Source organism: Roseateles sp. GW835-FHT13E02 (genome assembly GCF_058794035.1).
In genome coordinates this window covers 15,658-35,188 of the sequence record NZ_JBXAGJ010000028.1, presented here as the reverse complement: position 1 = coordinate 35,188, position 19,531 = coordinate 15,658, and the positions used below count along the sequence as shown (strand labels likewise).

At 65.3% G+C, this 19,531-nt stretch carries 13 protein-coding genes and 4 tRNA genes; 4 read left to right on the top strand and 13 right to left on the bottom strand.

The window, feature by feature from the left end; translation table 11 throughout:
* The 10 genes from AC1Q6P_RS21680 to AC1Q6P_RS21635 form a co-directional block, all read right to left on the bottom strand.
* Positions 1-76, bottom strand: a tRNA-Gly gene (locus AC1Q6P_RS21680).
* A 17-nt stretch (positions 77-93) separates the two neighbouring features.
* A tRNA-Cys gene (locus AC1Q6P_RS21675) sits at positions 94-167 on the bottom strand.
* 116 nt (positions 168-283) lie between these two features.
* Positions 284-359: transfer RNA gene (locus AC1Q6P_RS21670), tRNA-Gly, on the bottom strand.
* Between the two features lie 148 nt (positions 360-507).
* Positions 508-2,916, bottom strand: a complete 2,409-nt coding sequence (gene lon / locus AC1Q6P_RS21665; RefSeq protein ID WP_102769772.1) for an endopeptidase La — start codon at positions 2,914-2,916, stop codon at positions 508-510.
* A 111-nt stretch (positions 2,917-3,027) separates the two neighbouring features.
* The gene (gene clpX, locus AC1Q6P_RS21660; protein ID WP_102769771.1) at positions 3,028-4,296 is read right to left on the bottom strand and encodes an ATP-dependent Clp protease ATP-binding subunit ClpX; all 1,269 of its coding nucleotides are present in this window, start codon (positions 4,294-4,296) and stop codon (positions 3,028-3,030) included.
* A gap of 131 nt (positions 4,297-4,427) precedes the next feature.
* Entirely contained in the window at positions 4,428-5,036 is a 609-nt protein-coding gene (clpP, locus tag AC1Q6P_RS21655) for an ATP-dependent Clp endopeptidase proteolytic subunit ClpP (RefSeq protein WP_102769770.1), read from the bottom strand.
* A gap of 162 nt (positions 5,037-5,198) precedes the next feature.
* Complete coding sequence (gene tig / locus AC1Q6P_RS21650) at positions 5,199-6,515, bottom strand: trigger factor (RefSeq protein WP_102769769.1); 1,317 nt, start codon at positions 6,513-6,515, stop codon at positions 5,199-5,201.
* 27 nt (positions 6,516-6,542) lie between these two features.
* Positions 6,543-6,629: transfer RNA gene (locus tag AC1Q6P_RS21645), tRNA-Leu, on the bottom strand.
* A gap of 225 nt (positions 6,630-6,854) precedes the next feature.
* Complete coding sequence (locus AC1Q6P_RS21640; RefSeq protein ID WP_492665945.1) at positions 6,855-10,052, bottom strand: efflux RND transporter permease subunit; 3,198 nt, start codon at positions 10,050-10,052, stop codon at positions 6,855-6,857.
* 15 nt (positions 10,053-10,067) lie between these two features.
* The gene (locus tag AC1Q6P_RS21635) at positions 10,068-11,228 is read right to left on the bottom strand and encodes an efflux RND transporter periplasmic adaptor subunit (protein WP_492665944.1); all 1,161 of its coding nucleotides are present in this window, start codon (positions 11,226-11,228) and stop codon (positions 10,068-10,070) included.
* 228 nt (positions 11,229-11,456) lie between these two features.
* Here AC1Q6P_RS21635 and hpnC point away from each other — a divergent pair, with 228 nt between their 5' ends.
* From hpnC to hpnE, 3 genes are read left to right on the top strand one after another with little or no spacing between them, the layout of a single operon-like run.
* Positions 11,457-12,353: a squalene synthase HpnC gene (gene hpnC, locus AC1Q6P_RS21630; protein ID WP_492665943.1), complete on the top strand. Its 897-nt coding sequence runs from the start codon at positions 11,457-11,459 to the stop codon at positions 12,351-12,353.
* Complete coding sequence (gene hpnD / locus AC1Q6P_RS21625; RefSeq protein WP_492665942.1) at positions 12,350-13,198, top strand: presqualene diphosphate synthase HpnD; 849 nt, start codon at positions 12,350-12,352, stop codon at positions 13,196-13,198. The genes hpnC and hpnD overlap by 4 nt, the downstream gene beginning before the upstream one ends.
* Positions 13,198-14,496 (top strand): hydroxysqualene dehydroxylase HpnE, encoded by a 1,299-nt coding sequence (hpnE, locus tag AC1Q6P_RS21620; RefSeq protein ID WP_492665941.1) that lies wholly within the window; start codon positions 13,198-13,200, stop codon positions 14,494-14,496. Before hpnD ends, hpnE begins: the two co-directional genes overlap by 1 nt.
* A gap of 53 nt (positions 14,497-14,549) precedes the next feature.
* On the opposite strand, the gene AC1Q6P_RS21615 is transcribed toward hpnE, so the two are convergent.
* The gene (locus AC1Q6P_RS21615) at positions 14,550-15,749 is read right to left on the bottom strand and encodes a TIGR03790 family protein (RefSeq protein ID WP_492665940.1); all 1,200 of its coding nucleotides are present in this window, start codon (positions 15,747-15,749) and stop codon (positions 14,550-14,552) included.
* A gap of 99 nt (positions 15,750-15,848) precedes the next feature.
* Here AC1Q6P_RS21615 and AC1Q6P_RS21610 point away from each other — a divergent pair, with 99 nt between their 5' ends.
* Entirely contained in the window at positions 15,849-16,616 is a 768-nt protein-coding gene (locus AC1Q6P_RS21610) for an IclR family transcriptional regulator (RefSeq protein ID WP_102769765.1), read from the top strand.
* Positions 16,617-16,702: 86 nt separating this feature from the next.
* Here the strand turns inward: AC1Q6P_RS21610 and pbpG are convergent, their stop codons facing one another.
* A complete protein-coding gene (gene pbpG, locus AC1Q6P_RS21605; RefSeq protein ID WP_492665953.1) occupies positions 16,703-17,758 on the bottom strand; it encodes a D-alanyl-D-alanine endopeptidase in 1,056 nt (351 codons plus the stop codon).
* 222 nt (positions 17,759-17,980) lie between these two features.
* Positions 17,981-19,522, bottom strand: coding sequence for a 2-isopropylmalate synthase (locus AC1Q6P_RS21600; RefSeq protein ID WP_102770382.1), 1,542 nt, complete (start codon positions 19,520-19,522; stop codon positions 17,981-17,983).
* Between the last annotated feature and the right edge of the window lie 9 nt (positions 19,523-19,531).

Sequence of the window (19,531 nt, the reverse complement as noted above, 5' to 3'; positions counted from 1 at the left end):
TGGAGCGGGTAACGAGGCTCGAACTCGTGACCTCAACCTTGGCAAGGTTGCGCTCTACCAACTGAGCTACACCCGCATATGCACATCAAATTTTGGAGGCGCGATCCAGAGTCGAACTGGACTAACCGGATTTGCAATCCGGGGCATAACCGCTTTGCTATCGCGCCAAACTCTTCTTCCTTTAATCAGCAGAAACCGAGATTTCAGCTGATTAAAAAAGGGAAGCCGGGGCCTCCCTTTTTGCGAATCGCCTCATGCAAGCATGAGTGGATTCTTATATTTCTGGAGCGGGTAACGAGGCTCGAACTCGTGACCTCAACCTTGGCAAGGTTGCGCTCTACCAACTGAGCTACACCCGCATCGCTTGCTACTTCAACATCTTGCTGATTTTGCTGTTTCCAGCTGCATCACCAACATGTCGAAGCGCAGATTCTAAACCAAATTTTTGCTGTTATGCAAGCCCCCTGCCCGATCCGGAGAAACGAGCGGGGAGACGACTTCGCAGTGTCAGTGCGTGGCCGCAGGCGCGGCCACCACCGGCTCGGTCTTGGCCGCAGCCGCCGGTTCATCATCGGGCAGCGGCACGGGCATGGATTCCAGCGCCACTTCCAGCACCCGATCGATCCAACGCACCGGCACGATTTCGAGCTGGTTCTTGACGTTCTCGGGGATGTCTTGCAAGTCCTTGACGTTCTCTTCCGGGATCATCACGGTCTTGATGCCGCCACGATGAGCCGCCAGCAGCTTCTCTTTCAAGCCGCCGATGGCCGTGACTTCACCGCGCAAGGTGATCTCACCGGTCATCGCCACATCGGCACGCACGGGGATGCCCGTCAGGGCCGAGACAAAGGCAGTGGTCATGGCGGCACCCGCGCTCGGGCCGTCCTTGGGCGTGGCGCCGTCGGGCACGTGGACGTGCACATCGCGCTTCTCGAACAGCTCGTCCTTGATGCCCAACAGGCGGGCGCGTGAGCGCACCACCGTACGGGCCGCCTCGACGGATTCCTTCATCACATCGCCCAGCGAACCGGTGCGGATGATGTTGCCCTTGCCCGGCATGGCCGTGGCTTCGATGGTCAGCAGATCGCCGCCCACCTCGGTCCAGGCCAGTCCGACCACCTGGCCAACCTGGTTCTTCTTCTCGGCGCGGCCGAAGTCGTACTTGCGCACGCCCAGGAAGTCGTGGAGGTTGTCCTCGGTCACCACCGCCTTGCCCTCGATGGTCTTGAGCGTCAGGCCCTTCACCACCTTGCGGCAGATCTTGGAGACTTCGCGTTCCAGCGAACGCACACCGGCTTCACGGGTGTAGTAACGGATGATGCCGCGAATGGCGGACTCGGTGACTTCCATCTCCTCGTCCTTGACGCCATTGTTCTTGCTCTGCTTGGGCAGCAGATAGCGCTGGGCGATGTTGACCTTCTCGTCCTCGGTGTAACCCGAGAGGCGGATCACTTCCATCCGGTCCAACAGCGCCGGCGGGATGTTCATCGAGTTGGAGGTGGCGATGAACATCACATCGGACAGGTCGAAGTCGACCTCGACGTAGTGATCACCGAAGGTGTGGTTCTGCTCCGGGTCCAGCACTTCGAGCAGGGCCGAAGACGGATCGCCGCGGAAGTCCATGCCCAGCTTGTCGATCTCGTCGAGCAGGAAAAGCGGGTTGCGTGTGCCGACCTTGGACAGGCTTTGTAGCACCTTGCCCGGCATGGAGCCGATGTAGGTGCGGCGGTGGCCACGAATCTCAGCTTCATCCCGCACGCCACCCAGAGCCATGCGCACGAACTTCCGGCCGGTGGCACGCGCCACCGATTGACCCAACGAGGTCTTGCCGACACCCGGAGGGCCCACCAGGCACAGGATGGGCGCCTTGACCTTGTCCACACGCTGCTGCACGGCGAGGTACTCGACGATGCGGTCCTTGACCTTGTCCAGGCCGTAATGGTCTTCGTTCAGCACGTCGACGGCATTGGACAGATCGAACTTGATCTTGGTCTTCTTGCTCCAGGGCAGATTGACCAGGGTCTCGATGTAGTTGCGCACCACCGTGGCCTCGGCCGACATGGGCGACATCAGCTTGAGCTTCTTCAGCTCGGCGTCGGCCTTTTTGCGCGCTTCCTTGGGCATGCGGGCGGCCTGGATCTTCTTGTCCAGCTCTTCCAGATCGGCGCCCTCTTCGCCGTCGCCGAGTTCCTTCTGAATGGCCTTGACCTGCTCGTTCAGGTAGTACTCGCGCTGGCTCTTCTCCATCTGGCGCTTGACGCGGCCACGGATGCGCTTTTCCACCTGCAGGATGTCGACCTCATGCTCGAGCAGATCGAGCAGGGTTTCCAGGCGCTTGCTGACCTCGGCCAGGTCCAGCACCGACTGCTTGGCGTCGAGCTTGAGCGGCAGATGGGCGGCGATGGTGTCGGCCAGGCGGCCGGCGTCGTCGATGCCGCCGATCGAGGTCAGGATCTCGGGCGGGATCTTCTTGTTCAGCTTGACGTACTGGTCGAACTGCTGCGTGACCGCGCGGCGCAGGGCCTCGACCTCGGGCTTGGGGTCGGTCTCGGGCGGGATGGGCAGCACCTCGGCCACGAAATGCTCTTCACCGTCGGTGATCGAGGTGGTGGTGGCGCGCTGCAGGCCTTCGACCAGCACCTTCACCGTGCCGTCGGGCAGCTTGAGCATTTGCAGGATGCTGGAGACGCAACCGACTTCGAACATATCGTCCGACTTGGGCTCGTCCTTGCCGGCAGCCTTCTGGGCCACCAGCATGATCTGGCGACCTGCTTCCATCGCGGCTTCGAGGGCCTTGATGGACTTGGGGCGACCCACGAAGAGCGGAATCACCATATGCGGGAACACGACCACATCGCGCAGCGGCAGCAGCGGCAGGGTGATGGGTTCCGCAGGCAAAACAGGATGACCGGACATGAAAACCTCTCTTTCTCAAACCCAGATGCGGTCTGAGGGCTGTATTGCAAGATGCCCGGGGGCATGGAACTGGCGGCATTTCACCGCCAGTTCATTTGTCTTCATTCGACCTCAGGCGCTGGCCTTGGCCTGCTCGCGATACACCAGCAAGGGCTTGGCGGCTTCGTCAATGTTGTGCTCGTCCAGCACCACCTTGGCCACGCCGTCCAGGGCTGGCAGCTCGAACATGGTGTCGATCAGCGAGAGCTCCATGATGGAGCGCAGACCACGGGCACCGATCTTGCGCGCCAGTGCCTTGCGGGCAATGGCCGTCAGGGCCGAGGGGCGAACTTCCAGCTCGACGCCGTCCATGGCGAACAGCTGCTGGTACTGCTTGACCAGCGCGTTCTTGGGCTCGGTCAGGATCTGCACCAAGGCGTCTTCGGTCAGCTCGCCCAGGGTGGCCACCACCGGCAGACGTCCAACCAGCTCGGGAATGATGCCGAACTTGATCAGATCTTCGGGCTCCACCTCGCGGAACAACTCAGCCGCGCGGCGGTCGGTCTTGCTCTGCACCGAAGCGCCGAAGCCGATGCCGGACTTTTCCGAACGGTTCTGGATAACCTTCTCCAGGCCATCGAAGGCGCCGCCGCAGATGAACAGGATGTTGGTCGTGTCGATCTGCAGGAAGTCCTGATTCGGGTGCTTGCGGCCACCTTGCGGCGGCACCGAAGCCATGGTGCCCTCGACCAGCTTCAGCAAAGCCTGCTGCACGCCCTCGCCCGACACATCGCGGGTGATGGAGGGGTTGTCGGCCTTGCGGCTGATCTTGTCGATTTCGTCGATGTAGACGATGCCGCGCTGGGCGCGCTCGACGTCGTAATTGCAGTTCTGCAGCAGCTTCTGGATGATGTTCTCGACATCCTCGCCCACATAACCCGCTTCGGTCAGCGTGGTGGCGTCGGCGATGACGAAGGGCACATTCAGCAAGCGCGCCAGGGTCTGAGCCAGCAAGGTCTTGCCGGAGCCGGTGGGGCCGATCAAGAGGATGTTGCTCTTGGACAGCTCGACCGTGTCCTTGGTGCCGGCCATATGGCGCAGGCGCTTGTAATGGTTGTAGACCGCGACCGACAAGGTGCGCTTGGCGACGTCCTGGCCAATCACGTACTGATCGAGGCTGGCCTTGATCTCGCTGGGCACCGGCAGATCAGACTTGCTGGCGCGCGCCTGCGGCGTGTCGGCCGGCACTTCGTCGCGGACGATGTCATTGCAGAGCTCGATGCACTCGTCGCAAATGAACACCGATGGGCCAGCGATCAGCTTCTTCACCTCATGCTGGCTTTTGCCGCAGAAGGAGCAGTACAGGACTTTTTCGCTGGAATTGCCTTTTTTCTCGGCCATGGATCTGCTTGTCTTTCAGGCGTGAATGCCTGCAGTGATGATAGTTCAAACGGACAAGGGGCCCTTTTCTGGATAAGGGCCCCCTCCTGCCGTCAATTGGGCCTGGATTCAGGCCGCCAGCGAGCGGATGCTCAGGCGCGCTTTTCCACCACCTGGTCGATCAGGCCATAGGCCTGCGCTTCAGCGGCGGACATGTAGTAGTCGCGCTCGGTGTCGTTCTGGATCTTCTCCAGGCTCTGTCCCGAACGCTCGGCCAGGATGCGGTTGAGCTGCTCGCGGGTCTTGAGGATCTCGCGGGCGTGGATCTCGATGTCGGTGGCCTGGCCCTGCGTGCCGCCCAGCGGCTGGTGGATCATGACCTTGGCATTCGGCAGCGCCATGCGCTTGCCCTTGGCCCCTGCGGCCAGCAGGAAGGCGCCCATGCTAGCGGCCATGCCCATGCACAGGGTCGACACCTGGGGCTTGATGAACTGCATGGTGTCGTAGATGGACATGCCGGCCGAGACGCTGCCGCCGGGCGAGTTGATGTAGAGGAAGATGTCCTTGTCGGGGTTCTCGCTCTCGAGGAACAGCATCTGTGCGACGACCAAGTTGGCCACGGCATCGTTCACCGGGCCGACCAGGAAGATGATGCGCTCGCGCAGCAGGCGGCTGTAGATGTCGTAGGCGCGCTCACCGCGACCCGATTGTTCGATGACGATGGGCACCATGCCCAGGTTGTTGATTTCCAGCGCGCTCATGGATGTTCTTCCTCAGAAAAATGGGCTTGATGACCGAACGACTTGCTTGCACCGACTAGGTATGGGGACTGATTATGTGGCCGCAAGAGAAAGCCTGAAAAAATGAAAAAAGGCGCCGGCCTTGCGGTACGGCGCCTCTCAGGCTGCGGGCAGCCGACGAGATCAGTTGCCGGCGGTGGCCATCAGTTCATCGAAGGGCAGGGTCTTGTCGCTGACCTTGGCCTTGGACAGCACGAAATCGGTGACGTTGTTTTCAACGACCACGGCTTCCACTTCGGCCAGACGGTTGCGATCGCTCAGGTACCAACGCACCACTTCAGCGGGCTTTTCGTAGCTCTGGGCCAGCTCTTCGATGTGCGCTTGCAGCTGCTCGGGCTTGGCTTGCAGATTGTTGGCGCGCACCAGCTCGGCCACCACCAGACCCAGGCGCACGCGGCGCTCGGCTTGGGGCTTGAAGATTTCTTCGGGGATCGGCGCCTTGTCGGCATCCTTCACGCCACGCTTCTTCAGGTCTTCGCGGGCTGCGGCCACCAGGCGCTCGGCTTCGCCGGCCACCAGGGCGTTGGGCACGTCGAGTTCGGCGCTGGCGACCAGAGCTTCCATCACGGCGCCCTTGTTGCGAGCCAGCACACGGAACTTCACTTCGCGCTCAAGGTTCTTCTTGATGTCAGCGCGCAGGCCGTCAACCGACGCTTCACCAATGCCCAGGGACTTGGCGAAGGCTTCGTTCACTTCCGGCAGGTGCTGGGTTTCGATCTTCTTGACCGTCACCAGGAAGTCGGCTTCCTTGCCGGCCACGTCCTTGCCGTGATAGTCCTCGGGGAAGGCCAGGGGGAAAGTCTTGGACTCGCCCACCTTCATGCCGCGCACGGCCTTCTCGAAAGCTTCCAGCATCTGGCCTTCGCCGATGATGAATTGGAAACCGTCGGCCTTGCCACCAGCGAAGGGCTCGCCGTCCAGCTTGCCTTCGAAGTCGATGGTGACGCGGTCGCCATCGGCTGCGGCTTCAGCGGCGGCGCGCTGAGCGAAGGTGCGACGCTGCTTGCGCAGGATGTCGACGGTCTTGTCGATCGCTTCTTCGGTCACTTCGCTGGCGACGCGCTCGATGTCGGCGGCCGACAGATCACCCAGCTTGACCTCCGGGTAGACCTCGAAGGTGGCGTCGAAGGCCATCTGGCCTTCGGGCGACTCTTCCTTCTGGGCGATCTTCGGTGCGCCGGCGACGCGCAGCTGCGCTTCGTTGGCGGCGGCCGAGAAGGCCTCGCCCAGCTTGTCGTTCATGACTTCGTACTGGACGGAGTAGCCATAACGCTGAGCGACCACGCTCATCGGCACCTTGCCGGGGCGGAAGCCATCGGCCTTGACGGTGCGGGCCAGTTTCTTGAGACGGTTCTCGACTTCGCTGTTGATGTCAGCGGCCGCCAGCGTGAGCGTGATGCGGCGTTCGAGCTTTTCGAGGGTTTCGACGGTGACAGCCATTTTTGACTCAGTACAAACAAAGTTATCTGGTGCGCGGGGCCGGACTCGAACCGGCACGCCGGTGAAGGCGTCAGGACCTAAACCTGGTGCGTCTACCAATTTCGCCACCCGCGCTAAGTGGATTCAAGCCTGCTTGGCCCGGCCCCCTCTCAGGAACCCTGCCTCGCAAGCCTGTGGCATTTCGGCAAACCGTGGATTGTAGCCAATTGGAGGGCCAAAAATTGGCCCCAAGGAAAACCCCCGGTGCGCCCCGCTGCGCGAGACCGCGCGCGCAGGGTCAAGCGCCGCGCTTGCGAGGCAGAAAGCGCCCCGCAAGCGGCGGCCCGATCACCGCCACCATCACAGGCGCGAGTTCAACAGCTGGTCGGCGCTGAGCTGCGAGGGCGGCAGCTGCGAATGCCCTTCTTCCGGCCGGCGCACGCGGAACCAGGCCGCGTACATGGCCGGCAGCGCCAGCAGGGTCAGGGCGGTGGCGACGATCAGTCCGCCCATGATGGCCACGGCCATCGGCCCCCAGAACACGCTGCGCGACAACGGCACCATGGCCAGCACGGCGGCCGCCGCGGTCAGCACGATGGGCCGGAAACGCCGCACCGCCGACTCGACGATGGCGTTCCAGGCCGGCACACCGCGGGCCCGGTCCTGCTCGATCTGGTCGATCAAGATGACCGAGTTGCGCATGATCATGCCCATCAGCGCGATCACACCGAGCAGGGCCACGAAGCCGAACGGCTTGTCCAGGATCAGCAGCGCCGCCGCCACACCGGCAATGCCCAGCGGCCCGGTCAGGAACACCAGCATGGAGCGCGAGAAGCTCTGCAGCTGCAGCATCAGCAGGGTGAAGGTGATGAACAGCATCACCGGCACGCCGGCCGCGATCGAGCCCTGGCCCTTGCTGCTTTCCTCCACGGCGCCAGCGACAGAGATGCTGTAGCCCGGCGGCATCTTGGCCTGCAACGCCTGCAGCTGCGGCCAAATCTGGGCGCTGACCGTGGCGCCCTGCATGCCCTCGGTCACATCGCCCTGCACGGTCACCGCATAGCTGCGACCCTGGCGCGCCAGCACGCCGGGCTCCCAGGCAAAGCCGACCTTGGCAATCTGCGTCAGCGGCACCGAGCGGCCGGTGCCGGTCATGACGTATGCATTGCCGATGTCGGTGATGGCGTTGCGCTCTTCCTGTGGCGGGCGCAGCACGATGTCCACCAGCTTGTCGCCCTCGCGGTACTGGCCGATGGTGGTGCCGGAGAACATGGTGCGCGAAGCCTGCGCCAGGCTCTGGCTGGTGACGCCGAGCGCGCGGGCCTTGTCCTGGTCGACATCGAGCTTGAGCACCTTGATGGACTCGCGCCAGTTGTCGTTGACGCCGCGCATATGCGGGTTGGCGCGAACAATCTCCTTGGCCTGATCGGCCCAGTAGCGCACCTGCTCGACCTTCTCGCCGGAGACGCGGAACTGCACCGGATACGCCACCGGCGGCCCGTTGGGCAGCAGCTTGACACGGGCGCGCACCTCGGGGAACTCCGCCGCCAGCAGCTCGGGCAGGCGCTTGCGCAAGGCCTCGCGCTCCTTCATGCCCTTGGGCAGGACGATGGCCTGGCTGACCGCCGGATCGGGGAATACCACGTCCATGGGCAGGTAGAAGCGCGGCACGCCCGAACCGATCCAGGTGCTGACCGTCGAGACCCCCTCCTCTTTCAGCATGCGCGCCTCGAAACGCTCCGCCACGGCGCGGCTTTGCTGGATGGTCGAGCCCTCGGGCAAGGTCATGTCGACCAGGATTTCGGGCCGGCTGGAATCCGGGAAGAACTGCTGCTGCACCCGGGTCATGCCCAGCAGGCCGAGTGCGAACACCAGCACGGTGGCACCAATCGTCAGCCAGCGGTGCTGCACGCACCAACCCACGGCCGCGCGGAAGCGGCTGTAGAAGGGCGTGTCGAACATCTCGTGCGCCTGCCCCTCCTTGGCCGCATGGGTGTGCAGGAGCAGCGCGCCCAGGTAGGGCACGAAGTAGACCGACACAAACCAGGAAATCATCAACGCCGCCGCGGTGACGGCGAAGATGGCAAAGGTGTACTCGCCGGTCACCGACTTGGCCAGGCCAATCGGCAAAAAGCCCACCGCCGTGATCAGCGTGCCGGTCAGCATGGGCATGGCCGTCGCGTCGTAGGCGAAGGTGGCGGCGTACATCTTGTCGTAGCCCTCCTCCAGCTTGCGCACCATCATCTCGACGGCAATGATGGCGTCGTCCACCAGCAGGCCCAGGGCGATGATGAGCGAGCCCAGCGAAATCTTGTGCAGGCCCACGCTCCAATAGAACATGGTCACAAAAGTGATGGCCAGCACCAGCGGGATGGTGATCGCCACCACCAGGCCCGGCCAGATGTCCACACGCAGCGGCCGTGTGTGCAGGCCCAGGGCGATGAAGCTGACGGCCAGCACGATCACCACCGCCTCCAGCAGCACCTGCACGAACTCGTTGACCGAGCGGGTCACCGCCTGCGGCTGGTCCTGCACCTGCACCAGCTCGATGCCGGCCGGCAGGGTTTTGCGAATGGCGGCCGTGGCCTTTTGCAAGGCCTTGCCCATGGCGATGATGTCGCCGCCCTTGCCCATGGACACGCCCAGGGCGATCACATCCTTGCCCTGATGGCGCACCATCACGGCCGGTGGGTCGGCATAGCCGCGGCGCACCTCGGCGATGTCCGAGAGGCGCAAATTGCTGGCCTGGCCGGTCACCGGATTGATGGCGCGGATGGCGAAGTCCTTGAGCGCTTCCACCGAATTGAACTGGCCGCCGATGCGGATCTGCAAATTGCCGGCACCGGCATTGAGCACGCCGCCACCCTCGACCGCGTTCTGCGCACCGAGCTGGTTGATCACCTGACCGAAGTCCAGGCCCAGATTGGCCAGTCGCTTCTGCGAGACCTCGATGAAGACCTTCTCGGGCTGAGCACCGAAGGTCTCGACCTTGGTCACATCGGGCACACGCAGCAGCTGCGAACGCACGCGCTCGGCGTGCTCGCGCAGTTCCTCCGGCGAAAAGCCATCGGCCGAGAGCGCAAAGATGGAGCCGTAGACATCGCCGAACTCGTCGTTGAAGAAAGGCCCGTACACGCCTTGCGGCAAGGTGCCCTTCATATCGCCCAGGCGCTTGCGCACCTGGTACCAGACCTCGGGCACATCCTTGGCGGCCGAATCGTCCTTGAGCTGGAACACCGTCAGCGATTCACCGGGCTTGGTGCTGCTGAGGATCTTGTCGCCCAGCGGCACTTCCTGCAGGGTCTTCTCGATCTTGTCGGTCACCTGCTCGGCCATCTGCTGGGCGGTGGCGCCCGGCCAGAAGGCCTGCACCACCATCACCCGGAAGGTGAAGGGCGGGTCCTCATCCTGGCCCAGCTGGAAATAGGCGGCAAAGCCCATGACCATGAGCACGATCATCAGGTAGCGGGTCAGCGCCGGGTGCTCCAGCGCCCAGCGTGACATATTGAAAGAATGGCGGCCGGCAGCCGCGGGCGCGTGGGGCTCGTGAAGGCTCATGCAGCGTGCTCCGGATCAGCGCGAAGCCGCGGCAGATGCTGCGGCAGGCAGCGCCTGCTCGTAGCGCTTGACCTTCTGGCCGGCCTTGAGCACATGCACACCGGCCACCACCACCTCCTGGCCCGGTTTCAGGCCCGCAGCCACCACCACCTCATTGCCGTCGGCGCCGCCGACCTGCACCGGCTGCTGCTTGACCGTCATCGTGCCCGGCTCCAGCACCCAGACCGAAGTCTGGCCCTGGGTCTGCAAGACCGCCGACAGCGGCAGCTTGATCACCTCGGCCACCCGCGGCGAGCTCAGCAGCACGGCCGCGGTCTGGCCGATGCGCGCATCGAGCTTGCCGGCATCGGCCTTGATCTGGAAGGTGCGAGTCACCGGATCGGTGGCGGCCGACACCTCGCGCAGGCTCAGCGCATGGCTGGGTGCGGCGTCCGCGGCGCCGGGCTTGATCTCGCTCCACAGACGCACCGTCAAGCCGCCGGGCAGACCGGCCGCCTCACGCAGGCGGCCGAGCTGGTCCTCGGGCACCGAGAACACCACATCGCGCGGTCCGTCATGCGCCAGCTGCAGCACCGGCGTGCCGGCGCCGACCACCATACCGGGCTCGGCAAACACGGCCGTCACCACGCCGGCCGCATCGGCGGTCAGCTGGGCATAGGCCACCTGGTTGTTCTGAGCCTCGAACTGGGTGCGGGCCTGCTCCAGCTGGGCTTGCGCGGCCTTGAAAGCCAGGTCGCGGCGCTCCAGCTCGGCGGCGCTGATGAAGCCCTGCTGCTGCAGCTCGATGAAGCGCTTGAGCTCGGCGCCCAATTGATCGCGGTTGGCGCGAGCGGCTTGCAAACCGGCCTTGGCCGCCTGCTGACCGAGCACCAGATCCTGCGGGTCGATCACCGCGAGCACCTGGCCGGCCTGCACCCGATCGCCGACATTGACCTTGCGGCTGAGCACCTTGCCACCGACACGGAAAGACAGACGGGACTCCACCCGGGCGCGAACCTCGGCGGCGTACTCATGAACCTGGCCGCTCGAGGCCGATTGCAGGGTCAGGGTGCGCACGGCCCGCTCGGGCTCGGGGGCGGCCTCCTGCTTGCCACAGGCACCCAGCAAGGCCACGAGCGGAAAAACAAGGGCGAGCGCAGAAAGCTGGCGGGCACGGCGGGTGACGGTGTGGGGCATGAATGACCTCGAATCGTGCTTCACCGCTGCGCGGTCGCTGGAGTCAGCGCCGCGACTTGCCGGTGAGCGTGGAGCAGAAAAACCTGGGCCTGACCGGCCAGAATCGCCGTTACTGACCAACCGGTCAGCAATGTATTCAAGCGATTCGGCACTGTCAAACCAGTGAAAACGGCGCATTGCAGGCTTGTCTTGCCGCTGACAAGCCTGAACGCACCCACAATCCTGGCCGTGAGCATAGAACACTACGAAAACTTTCCTGTTGCTTCCTGGCTGTGCCCGCCGCATTTGCGGCCGGCTGTGGCCGCGATCTATCACTTCGCCCGCTGCGCCGACGATCTGGCCGATGAGGGTCTGGTCAGCACCGAGCAGCGCCAGCAGGACCTGCAGGCCTACCGTGCCGACCTGAACGCCGTGCTGGCCGGCCGGCCCGATTCCGGCCGCTGGCACACCACCGTTTTCGCCGGCCTGGCCCGGGTCCTGCCCCAATATCGGCTGCCCGCGCCCTTGCTGAATGATTTGATCTCGGCCTTCGAGCAGGATCTGGTCAAGACCTCCTACTGCGATCGCACGGAATTGCTGGACTACTGCCGCCGCTCGGCCAACCCGGTCGGCCGCTTGCTGCTGCATCTCTACGGCATCGACGATGCCCAGGCCTTGCAACGCTCGGACGCCATCTGCAGCAGCCTGCAACTGATCAATTTCTGGCAGGACTTCAGCCGCGACGGCCCGCGCGGCCGGCTCTACGTGACCGAGAGCGATTTGCAGCGCCACGGGCTCAGCGGCGCCGACATCCTGGCCTGCCGAGACAGCGCCTCGGCGCGGCGCCTGATCGCCGAGCTGTGCGACTGGGCCGAGGCCTTGATGCAGCAGGGTGCGCCCCTGGTGCACCAGATTCCCGGGCGGGCCGGCTGGGAGTTGCGGGCGGTGGTACAAGGCGGCCTGCGCATTCTTGCGAAAATCCGCGCCATGCATCACGCCAGTCTTCTTCACCGCCCGGCCATTGGGCCATTTGACGCCCCGGCCCTGCTCTGGGCCTGCCTGCGCATGGGTCGCAGCCGCACACTGCAACAAGCCGCCACGGCCGAACTGCGGCTGAGCGCCGCACAAGCCGAGGGCCGTCTGTGAGCCCGGAACAGTATGTGCAGGACAAGGCCGCCAAGAGCGGCTCGAGTTTCTATTACGCCTTTCTCTTTCTGCCGCCCGAGCGGCGTGCGGCCATCACGGCCTTCTATGCCTTCTGCCGCGAGGTGGACGATGTGGTGGACGAGATCGAGGACCTGGGCGTGGCCTCGACCAAGCTGGCCTGGTGGCGCAAGGAGGCGAGCCAGGCCTTCGCCGGCCAGCCCCAGCATCCGGTGATGAAGGCCTTGATGCCGCATTGCGCGGCATTCGACATCCAGCTTGAGCACCTGAACGCCGTCATCGAGGGCTGCCAGATGGATCTGGAGCAAACCCGTTACCTCGACTACCCCGGCCTGCAGCGCTACTGCCATCTGGTGGCCGGCGTGGTGGGCGAGGTGGCGTCCGGCATCTTCGGTCGCAGCCAGCCCGAAACCATTGCCTACGCCCACAAGCTGGGCCAGGCCATGCAGCTGACCAACATCATCCGCGACGTCGGCGATGACGCGCGCCGTGGGCGCATCTACCTGCCGATCTCGGAGCTGCAGCAGTTCGATGTCAAGGCGCACGAGATCCTGCTGCGCAAAAAGCCCTGGGGCTACAGCGAGCGCTTCACCGCCTTGATGAAGTTCCAGGCGGCACGCGCCCACCAGCTCTACGACGAGGCCTTTGCCCTGCTGCCCGAGGCCGACCGCAAGGCGCAGAAGCCCGGCCTGATGATGGCCAATATCTACCGCGCCCTGCTGCGCGAGATCGAGGCCGAGAACTTCCGCGTGCTGGAGCAGCGCATCTCGCTGACGCCGCTGCGCAAGCTCTGGCTGGCCATGCGCACCAACTGGCTGGGCCGCTGATGCCGGCAAAAGCGCGCGGCCTGCGCGTGGCCGTGATCGGCGGCGGCTGGGCCGGTCTCGCTGCTGCGGTGCGCGCCTGCGAGGCCGGCCACCAGCTTGAGCTGTTCGACATGGCCGGCCAGCTCGGCGGCCGCGCGCGCAGCCTGCCGCCCGACGAAGCCGGCCTGCGTCTGGACAATGGCCAGCACATCCTGATCGGCGCCTACCGGCGCAGCCTGGCGCTGATGCGCCACCTGGGCCTCTCTCCTGAGGCCGCCCTGCTGCGCCTGCCCCTGCGTCTGCGCTACCCCGGGCATGAAGGCCTGCGACTGCCGCCCGGCGCGGCCCTGCCCGCCTTTGTGCGCGGCGTGCTGGCCTGCAGGCGCTGGCCCTGGTCGGCGCGGCTGGGCCTGCTGCTCGGCGCGACCGGCTGGCTGCTGCGCGGCTTTCGCTGCGCGCCCGGGCTCAGCGTGGCCGAGCTCTGCCAAAACCTGCCGCAGCCCGTCAAAGACGAGCTGATCGATCCGCTCTGTGTCGCGGCGCTCAACACCCCGGCCGCGCAGGCCAGCGCCAGCGTCTTCCTGCGCGTGCTGCACGACGCCCTGTTCAACGGCCCCGGCAGCTCGGACCTGCTGCTGCCGCGCCGGCCGCTGAGCGAGCTGCTGGCCGAGCCGGCGCAGGCGTGGCTGCTGGGCCAGGGCGCCGTGCTGCGGCTCAGCCAACGGGTGCAATCGCTGACCCGCAGCGCCGAAGGTGGCTGGCAGGTCGATGGCCAGGCCTTTGACCGCGTCATCCTCGCCTGCAGCGCCGCCGAGGCTGCCCGATTGACCGCCAGCTTAAGCGCCCCGCTGGCGCCGGCCTGGAGCGCCCAAGCCGCCGCCCTGCACTACCAGCCCATCATCACGGTGTACCTGCAGCACCCCGGCCCCGCCTGGCCCGCGCCCATGCTGGCCTTGCAGGAAGGGCCGCAGGCGCCGGCCCAGTTTGCCTTCGACCTGGGGCAGCTCAGCGCCGAGGCCGCCGGCCGCTCGGCCTGGGTGATCAGCGGGGCCGCGCCCTGGGTCGAGCGCGGGCTGGACGCAGCCGCGGAAGCCGTGCGACAGCAGGCCCAACAAGAGCTGGGCTGGCCCGAGGCGCCAACCTTGATCCGCGTGCTGGCCGAGAAACGCGCGACCTTTGCCTGCACCCCGGGGCTGCAGCGCCCGCCCGCGGCCATCGCTCCCGGCTTGTGGGCGGCAGGCGACTATGTCGAGGGCCCCTACCCGGCCACGCTCGAGGGCGCAGTCATGGCGGGGGAGTTTGCGGCTGCGAATCTATAGCCCGGTCGCCGCTTCCTTGCCTCAAAAAAGGCGGTGCAAACGGCGCCACAGGGCTAGAAAGGCGGCGCAAACGGCGCCGCCAGAGGCTCACCCACAAACACCCCCTGCCCCGGCCAGGCCACGCTGTGCCAGTAGGCCTCCAGCGCACTCAAACCCTGGGCATAGCTGAGCAGCAGGATTTGTGGATGCGGGAACTTCTGCAGGTGGTTGCAGGGCTCGCTGACGGTGCCGTAGCTGGCCGTGGCGCCCGACTCCAACCAGTCGAGTGCGCTCATCTGCTCCTGCGGGCTGTTGCGCTCCAGCAGACCGCCGAACGAGGTCAGGTGATCGGCCAGCGCGCCGGGCAGCCAATCGATGCGGTCCAAGCCCTCCACCCGGGCCAAGCCGGTCACCATCAACAAGGCGCGAGGCAGGCGCGCGGGCAAGGCCTCGCTGGACTCGCGCCGCGCCTCCAGGCCCAGGGCCCGGATGCTGCTGGCCGGCGGGAACAGGACCGAGCGCACGCTGCGCGCCGCATCGGGCGTGCTGACGAAATAGGCCTGGGCCGGCACGAAGGATGGCAGGCTGTGATCGGCAGCGATGCCTCGCTCGATCAAGGCCTGGGCGCTCTCGACCGATCGGGCGGCCAGCAGCATGGAGGGGCGCAGGCCCAGATCGCTGAAGGGCTTGCGACCTGAGTAGTTGAAGTACGGCGACGGCCGGCTCGGCGCGCAGCTCTGCTTGCAGATCTCAGGCTGGAAACCCAGGGCCAGGGCCGAGGTGATGGAGTTGCATTCCACGGCATAGGGCTGGGTCCAGGCCAGGGCCAGGCCTTGCACCTGGGGGCCCATGCGCTGGCGCACGGTGGCCTGCAAAGCCTCGAATTCGGGCAGGCTCAAGCTCGCACGCACAGGGAGCTGCACGCGCAGGATCTGCGCCTCGGGGATGCCGCGCCGGCGCGCGTAGTACTCACCCACCGCCACGGAATAGGGATCCTTGCTGTTGATCAAAAGGCCCAGGTCGGCCGCGGTCAAGCGGCCTTGCAGCTTGGGCAGACGCAGCCAGCTCGGGGCCGGAGCGGCCCGCGCAGGCGCGCTGGCTGCCGAGTTGGCACTCGAAGACGCGGATGAGCTGCCCGCCGCGCTGGATGCCGGCTGCTGCGGCCCGGCTGCCGGTGGCGCCTCGGTCAGCGCCGCGGCGGGATCGATGAGCGCCTGAGCCTGCACTGCCAGCGCCAGCGACATGCCGGCGGCTGCCAAGCCCAGCCATTGCACGATGCGAATTGCCGGCGCTGTTGCGCGGGCGAAACCATGTCGTGAGCTGAATCTATTTTTCGCAATGCAAAACAAGCCGAAACCTCGCACAATCTGCGCATGAAGAACAAAGAAGCTCAAACGCCTGCCATCCAGGTGCTGGAGCGCACGTTTGCGCTGCTCGATGTGCTGGCCAGCCACCAGGACCCGGTCTCGCTGAAGGAAATCGCCGAGACCACCGGCCTGCACCCCTCGACCGCGCACCGCATTCTCAACGACCTGGCCATCGGCCGCTTTGTCGATCGGCCCGAAGCCGGCAGCTACCGCCTGGGCATGCGCATGCTGGAGCTGGGCAATCTGGTCAAGGCGCGGCTCGATGTCCGCGATGCCGCCCTGGGCCCCATGCGCGAGCTGCACAAGTTCACCCACCAGCCGGTCAATCTCTCGGTGCGCCAGGGCGATGAGATCGTCTACATCGAGCGCACCTACAGCGAACGCTCGGGCATGCAGGTGGTGCGCGCCGTCGGCGGACGTGCCCCGCTGCACCTGACTTCGGTGGGCAAGCTCTTTCTGGCCAGCGACGACCCGACACGGGTGCGCGCCTACGCCACCCGCACCGGCCTGGCCGGCCACACCCGCAACAGCCTGACCGAGATTGGCGCCCTGGAGCGCGAACTGGCCATCATCCGCCAGCGCGGCCTGTCGCGCGACGACGAAGAGCTGGAGCTGGGCGTGCGCTGCATGGCCGCCGGCATCTACGACGACCAGGCCAAGCTGGTGGCCGGCCTGTCCATCTCGGCCCCGGCCGACCGGCTGGAAGAAAGCTGGCTGGCGCGGCTCAAGGAAACTGCCGCGCAGATCTCGGCCTCTTTGGGCTACCGCGGCTGAAGCCTCAGGCTTGCTTGCATCAGGTCGACAGGCAATAAAAAAACGCGCTCGAGGAGCGCGTTTTTCATGGCTGAAGCGGAGCCCGCTCAGATCGTCGGTTTGGCGTGCACCGCCGCAGTGGCGCTGGGGTTGCTGCTGATCCATTTGCGAACGCGCTCGGCGTCGGCGATTCGGGTGTATTTGCCGGTCGAATCCAAGAAGACCATGATCAGCTTGCGGCCGGCCATGCGAGCCTGCATGACCAGGCAACGGCCCGCCTCATTGATGAAGCCGGTCTTCTGCAGGCCGATATCCCAGGCCGGGTTGCTGACCAGGGCATTGGTGCTGTGGAACTGCAGCTGGCGACGGCCCAGGGCGACCTGGTATTCCTTGGAGGTGGACAGTTCGCGCAGCAGGGGCACCTCGTGCGCCACTTTCACCAGTGCCGCCAGATCCTTGGCGCTGGACTGGTTGCGGCTGGACAGGCCGGTGGGCTCGACATAGTGCGTGTCCGTCATGCCCAGGGATTGAGCCTTGTGGTTCATGGCGGCCACAAAGGAGGCCAGACCGCCGGGGTAATTGCGACCCAGCGCATTGGCGGCGCGGTTTTCCGAGGACATCAGGGCCAGATGCATCATCTCGCCCCGGGTCAGCGTGGCGCCGACGGTCAGGCGCGAACGGGTGTACTTCTCCGAGTCGATGTCTTCCTCGGTGATGGTCAGCTTCTCGTCCATGGACTGGCCGGCTTCCACCACCACCAAGGCTGTCATCAGCTTGGTGATCGAGGCGATGGGCAGCACGGCCTGCGAGTTCTTGGCGAACAGGACTTCGTTGGTGTCTTGGTCGAGCACCAGCGCGACGCTGGACTTGAGCTTGAGCGAGTCCTCAACCGCGTGCAGGCCGTAAAGCTGACCAAACGTCGGCTTGGCCGCCACCTCAACTGCTGCCGCTGCGCCAAGCGCCACTGCGGTCTTGCCGGCCTTGGACTTCACCGAAGTACGGCCACTCGCCTTGACCGTCGATTTGGCTTGCGCGGCGCGGGCCGCTTTGCTCAGGTGCGTGCTGCGCGCGGCAGGCTTGGCGGCGCGGGCATTCTTGGCCACCGGGGCCTTGTTCGAGCTGGCGGCCTCGGCCACCGGTGCGGCGCCGAGAAAACCGGCCATGACCAGCGCCAGGCTGGCAGACAGGTGCGTCAACTGCTTCGAGAAATTGTTCTTCAAACTGGGCCCCCAACAACTGTCGGCAGTGTAGGTGAAAGGAAAAATACAGGCAAGATCAATCGCTTAGCGCAGACTCTTAAAGCTGGAGAAAGCCGTCAAAACAGCCTTCTCCAGCCAGCTGGCGCGCCGCCGAAAGGCCCCGGGGCCGCGGGCCTCAGCGACCGATCAGCCCTGCGCCGCGACCCGCTCGGTCTTGCTTTGCAGCTTGTTCAGCGCGCTCAAATATGCCTTGGCCGAGGCGACCACGATATCGGGATCGGCCCCCACGCCATTGACCACGCGACCGGCATGCTGCAAGCGCACCGTCACCTCGCCTTGCGATTCTGTGCTGCCGCTGGTGATGGCATTGACCGAATAGAGCAGCATCTCGGCGCCACTTTGGACGGTGGATTCGATGGCGCGTAGAACCGCATCCACCGGCCCGTTGCCGCTGCTCTCGGCCCGGTGCTCTTGCGCGCCGACCGCAAACACCACACTGGCGTGCGGCTGCTCGCCCATCTCGGAGCGCTGCGACAGCGCCACCAGGCGGTAGTGCTCCTGGTCCGAGCTGACCGACTCGTCCATCACCAGGGCGATGATGTCCTCATCGAAGATCTCGTTCTTGCGGTCGGCCAGATCCTTGAAGCGCACAAAGGCGGCATTGACCTCGGCCTCGGACTCGAGCGCGATGCCCAACTCTTGCAGGCGCTGCTTGAAGGCATTGCGGCCACTCAGCTTGCCGAGCACGATCTTGTTGGCGCTCCAACCCACATCTTCGGCGCGCATGATTTCGTAGGTGTCACGTGCCTTGAGCACGCCGTCCTGGTGGATGCCGGAGGCATGGGCAAAAGCATTGGCGCCCACCACCGCCTTGTTGGGCTGCACCACAAAGCCGGTGGTCTGCGAGACCAGTCGCGAGGCGGCGACGATGTGGGAGGCGTCGATATTGCAATCGAGGCCGAAGTAGTCGCGACGGGTCTTGACGGCCATCACCACTTCTTCCAGCGAGCAATTGCCCGCACGCTCGCCCAGGCCGTTGATGGTGCATTCGATCTGACGCGCGCCGCCGATCTTCACGCCGGCCAGGGAATTGGCCACGGCCATGCCCAGGTCGTTGTGGCAGTGCACGGACCAGATCGCCTGATCCGAGTTGGGCACGCGCTCGCGCAGGGTCTTGATGAAGTTGCCGTAGAGCTCCGGGATGGCATAGCCCACGGTGTCCGGGATGTTAATGGTGCGGGCGCCTTCCTTGATCACCGCTTCGATCACGCGGGCCAGGAAATCCGGATCGGAGCGGTAACCGTCTTCCGGCGAGAACTCCACATCACCGGTCACATTGCGGGCAAAGCGCACGGCCTGGATCGCCTGCTCCAGCACCTGCTCACGAGTCATGCGCAGCTTCTTCTCCATATGGAGCTCGCTGGTGGCGATGAAGGTGTGGATGCGCGAGCGCGCCGCGCCCTTGAGCGCCTCGGCCGCACGGGCGATGTCGCGATCGTTGGCGCGGGCGAGCGAGCAGATGGTGCTTTCGCGCACAGCGTCGGCAATCGCCTTGACCGCCTCGAAATCACCGTTCGAGGAGGCCGCAAAGCCCGCCTCGATCACATCGACCTTGAGCCGCTCGAGCTGACGCGCAATGCGTAGCTTTTCGTCCTTCGTCATCGAGGCGCCGGGCGATTGCTCGCCGTCGCGCAAGGTGGTGTCGAAGATGATCAGCTGGTCAGCCATGAGGGTCTC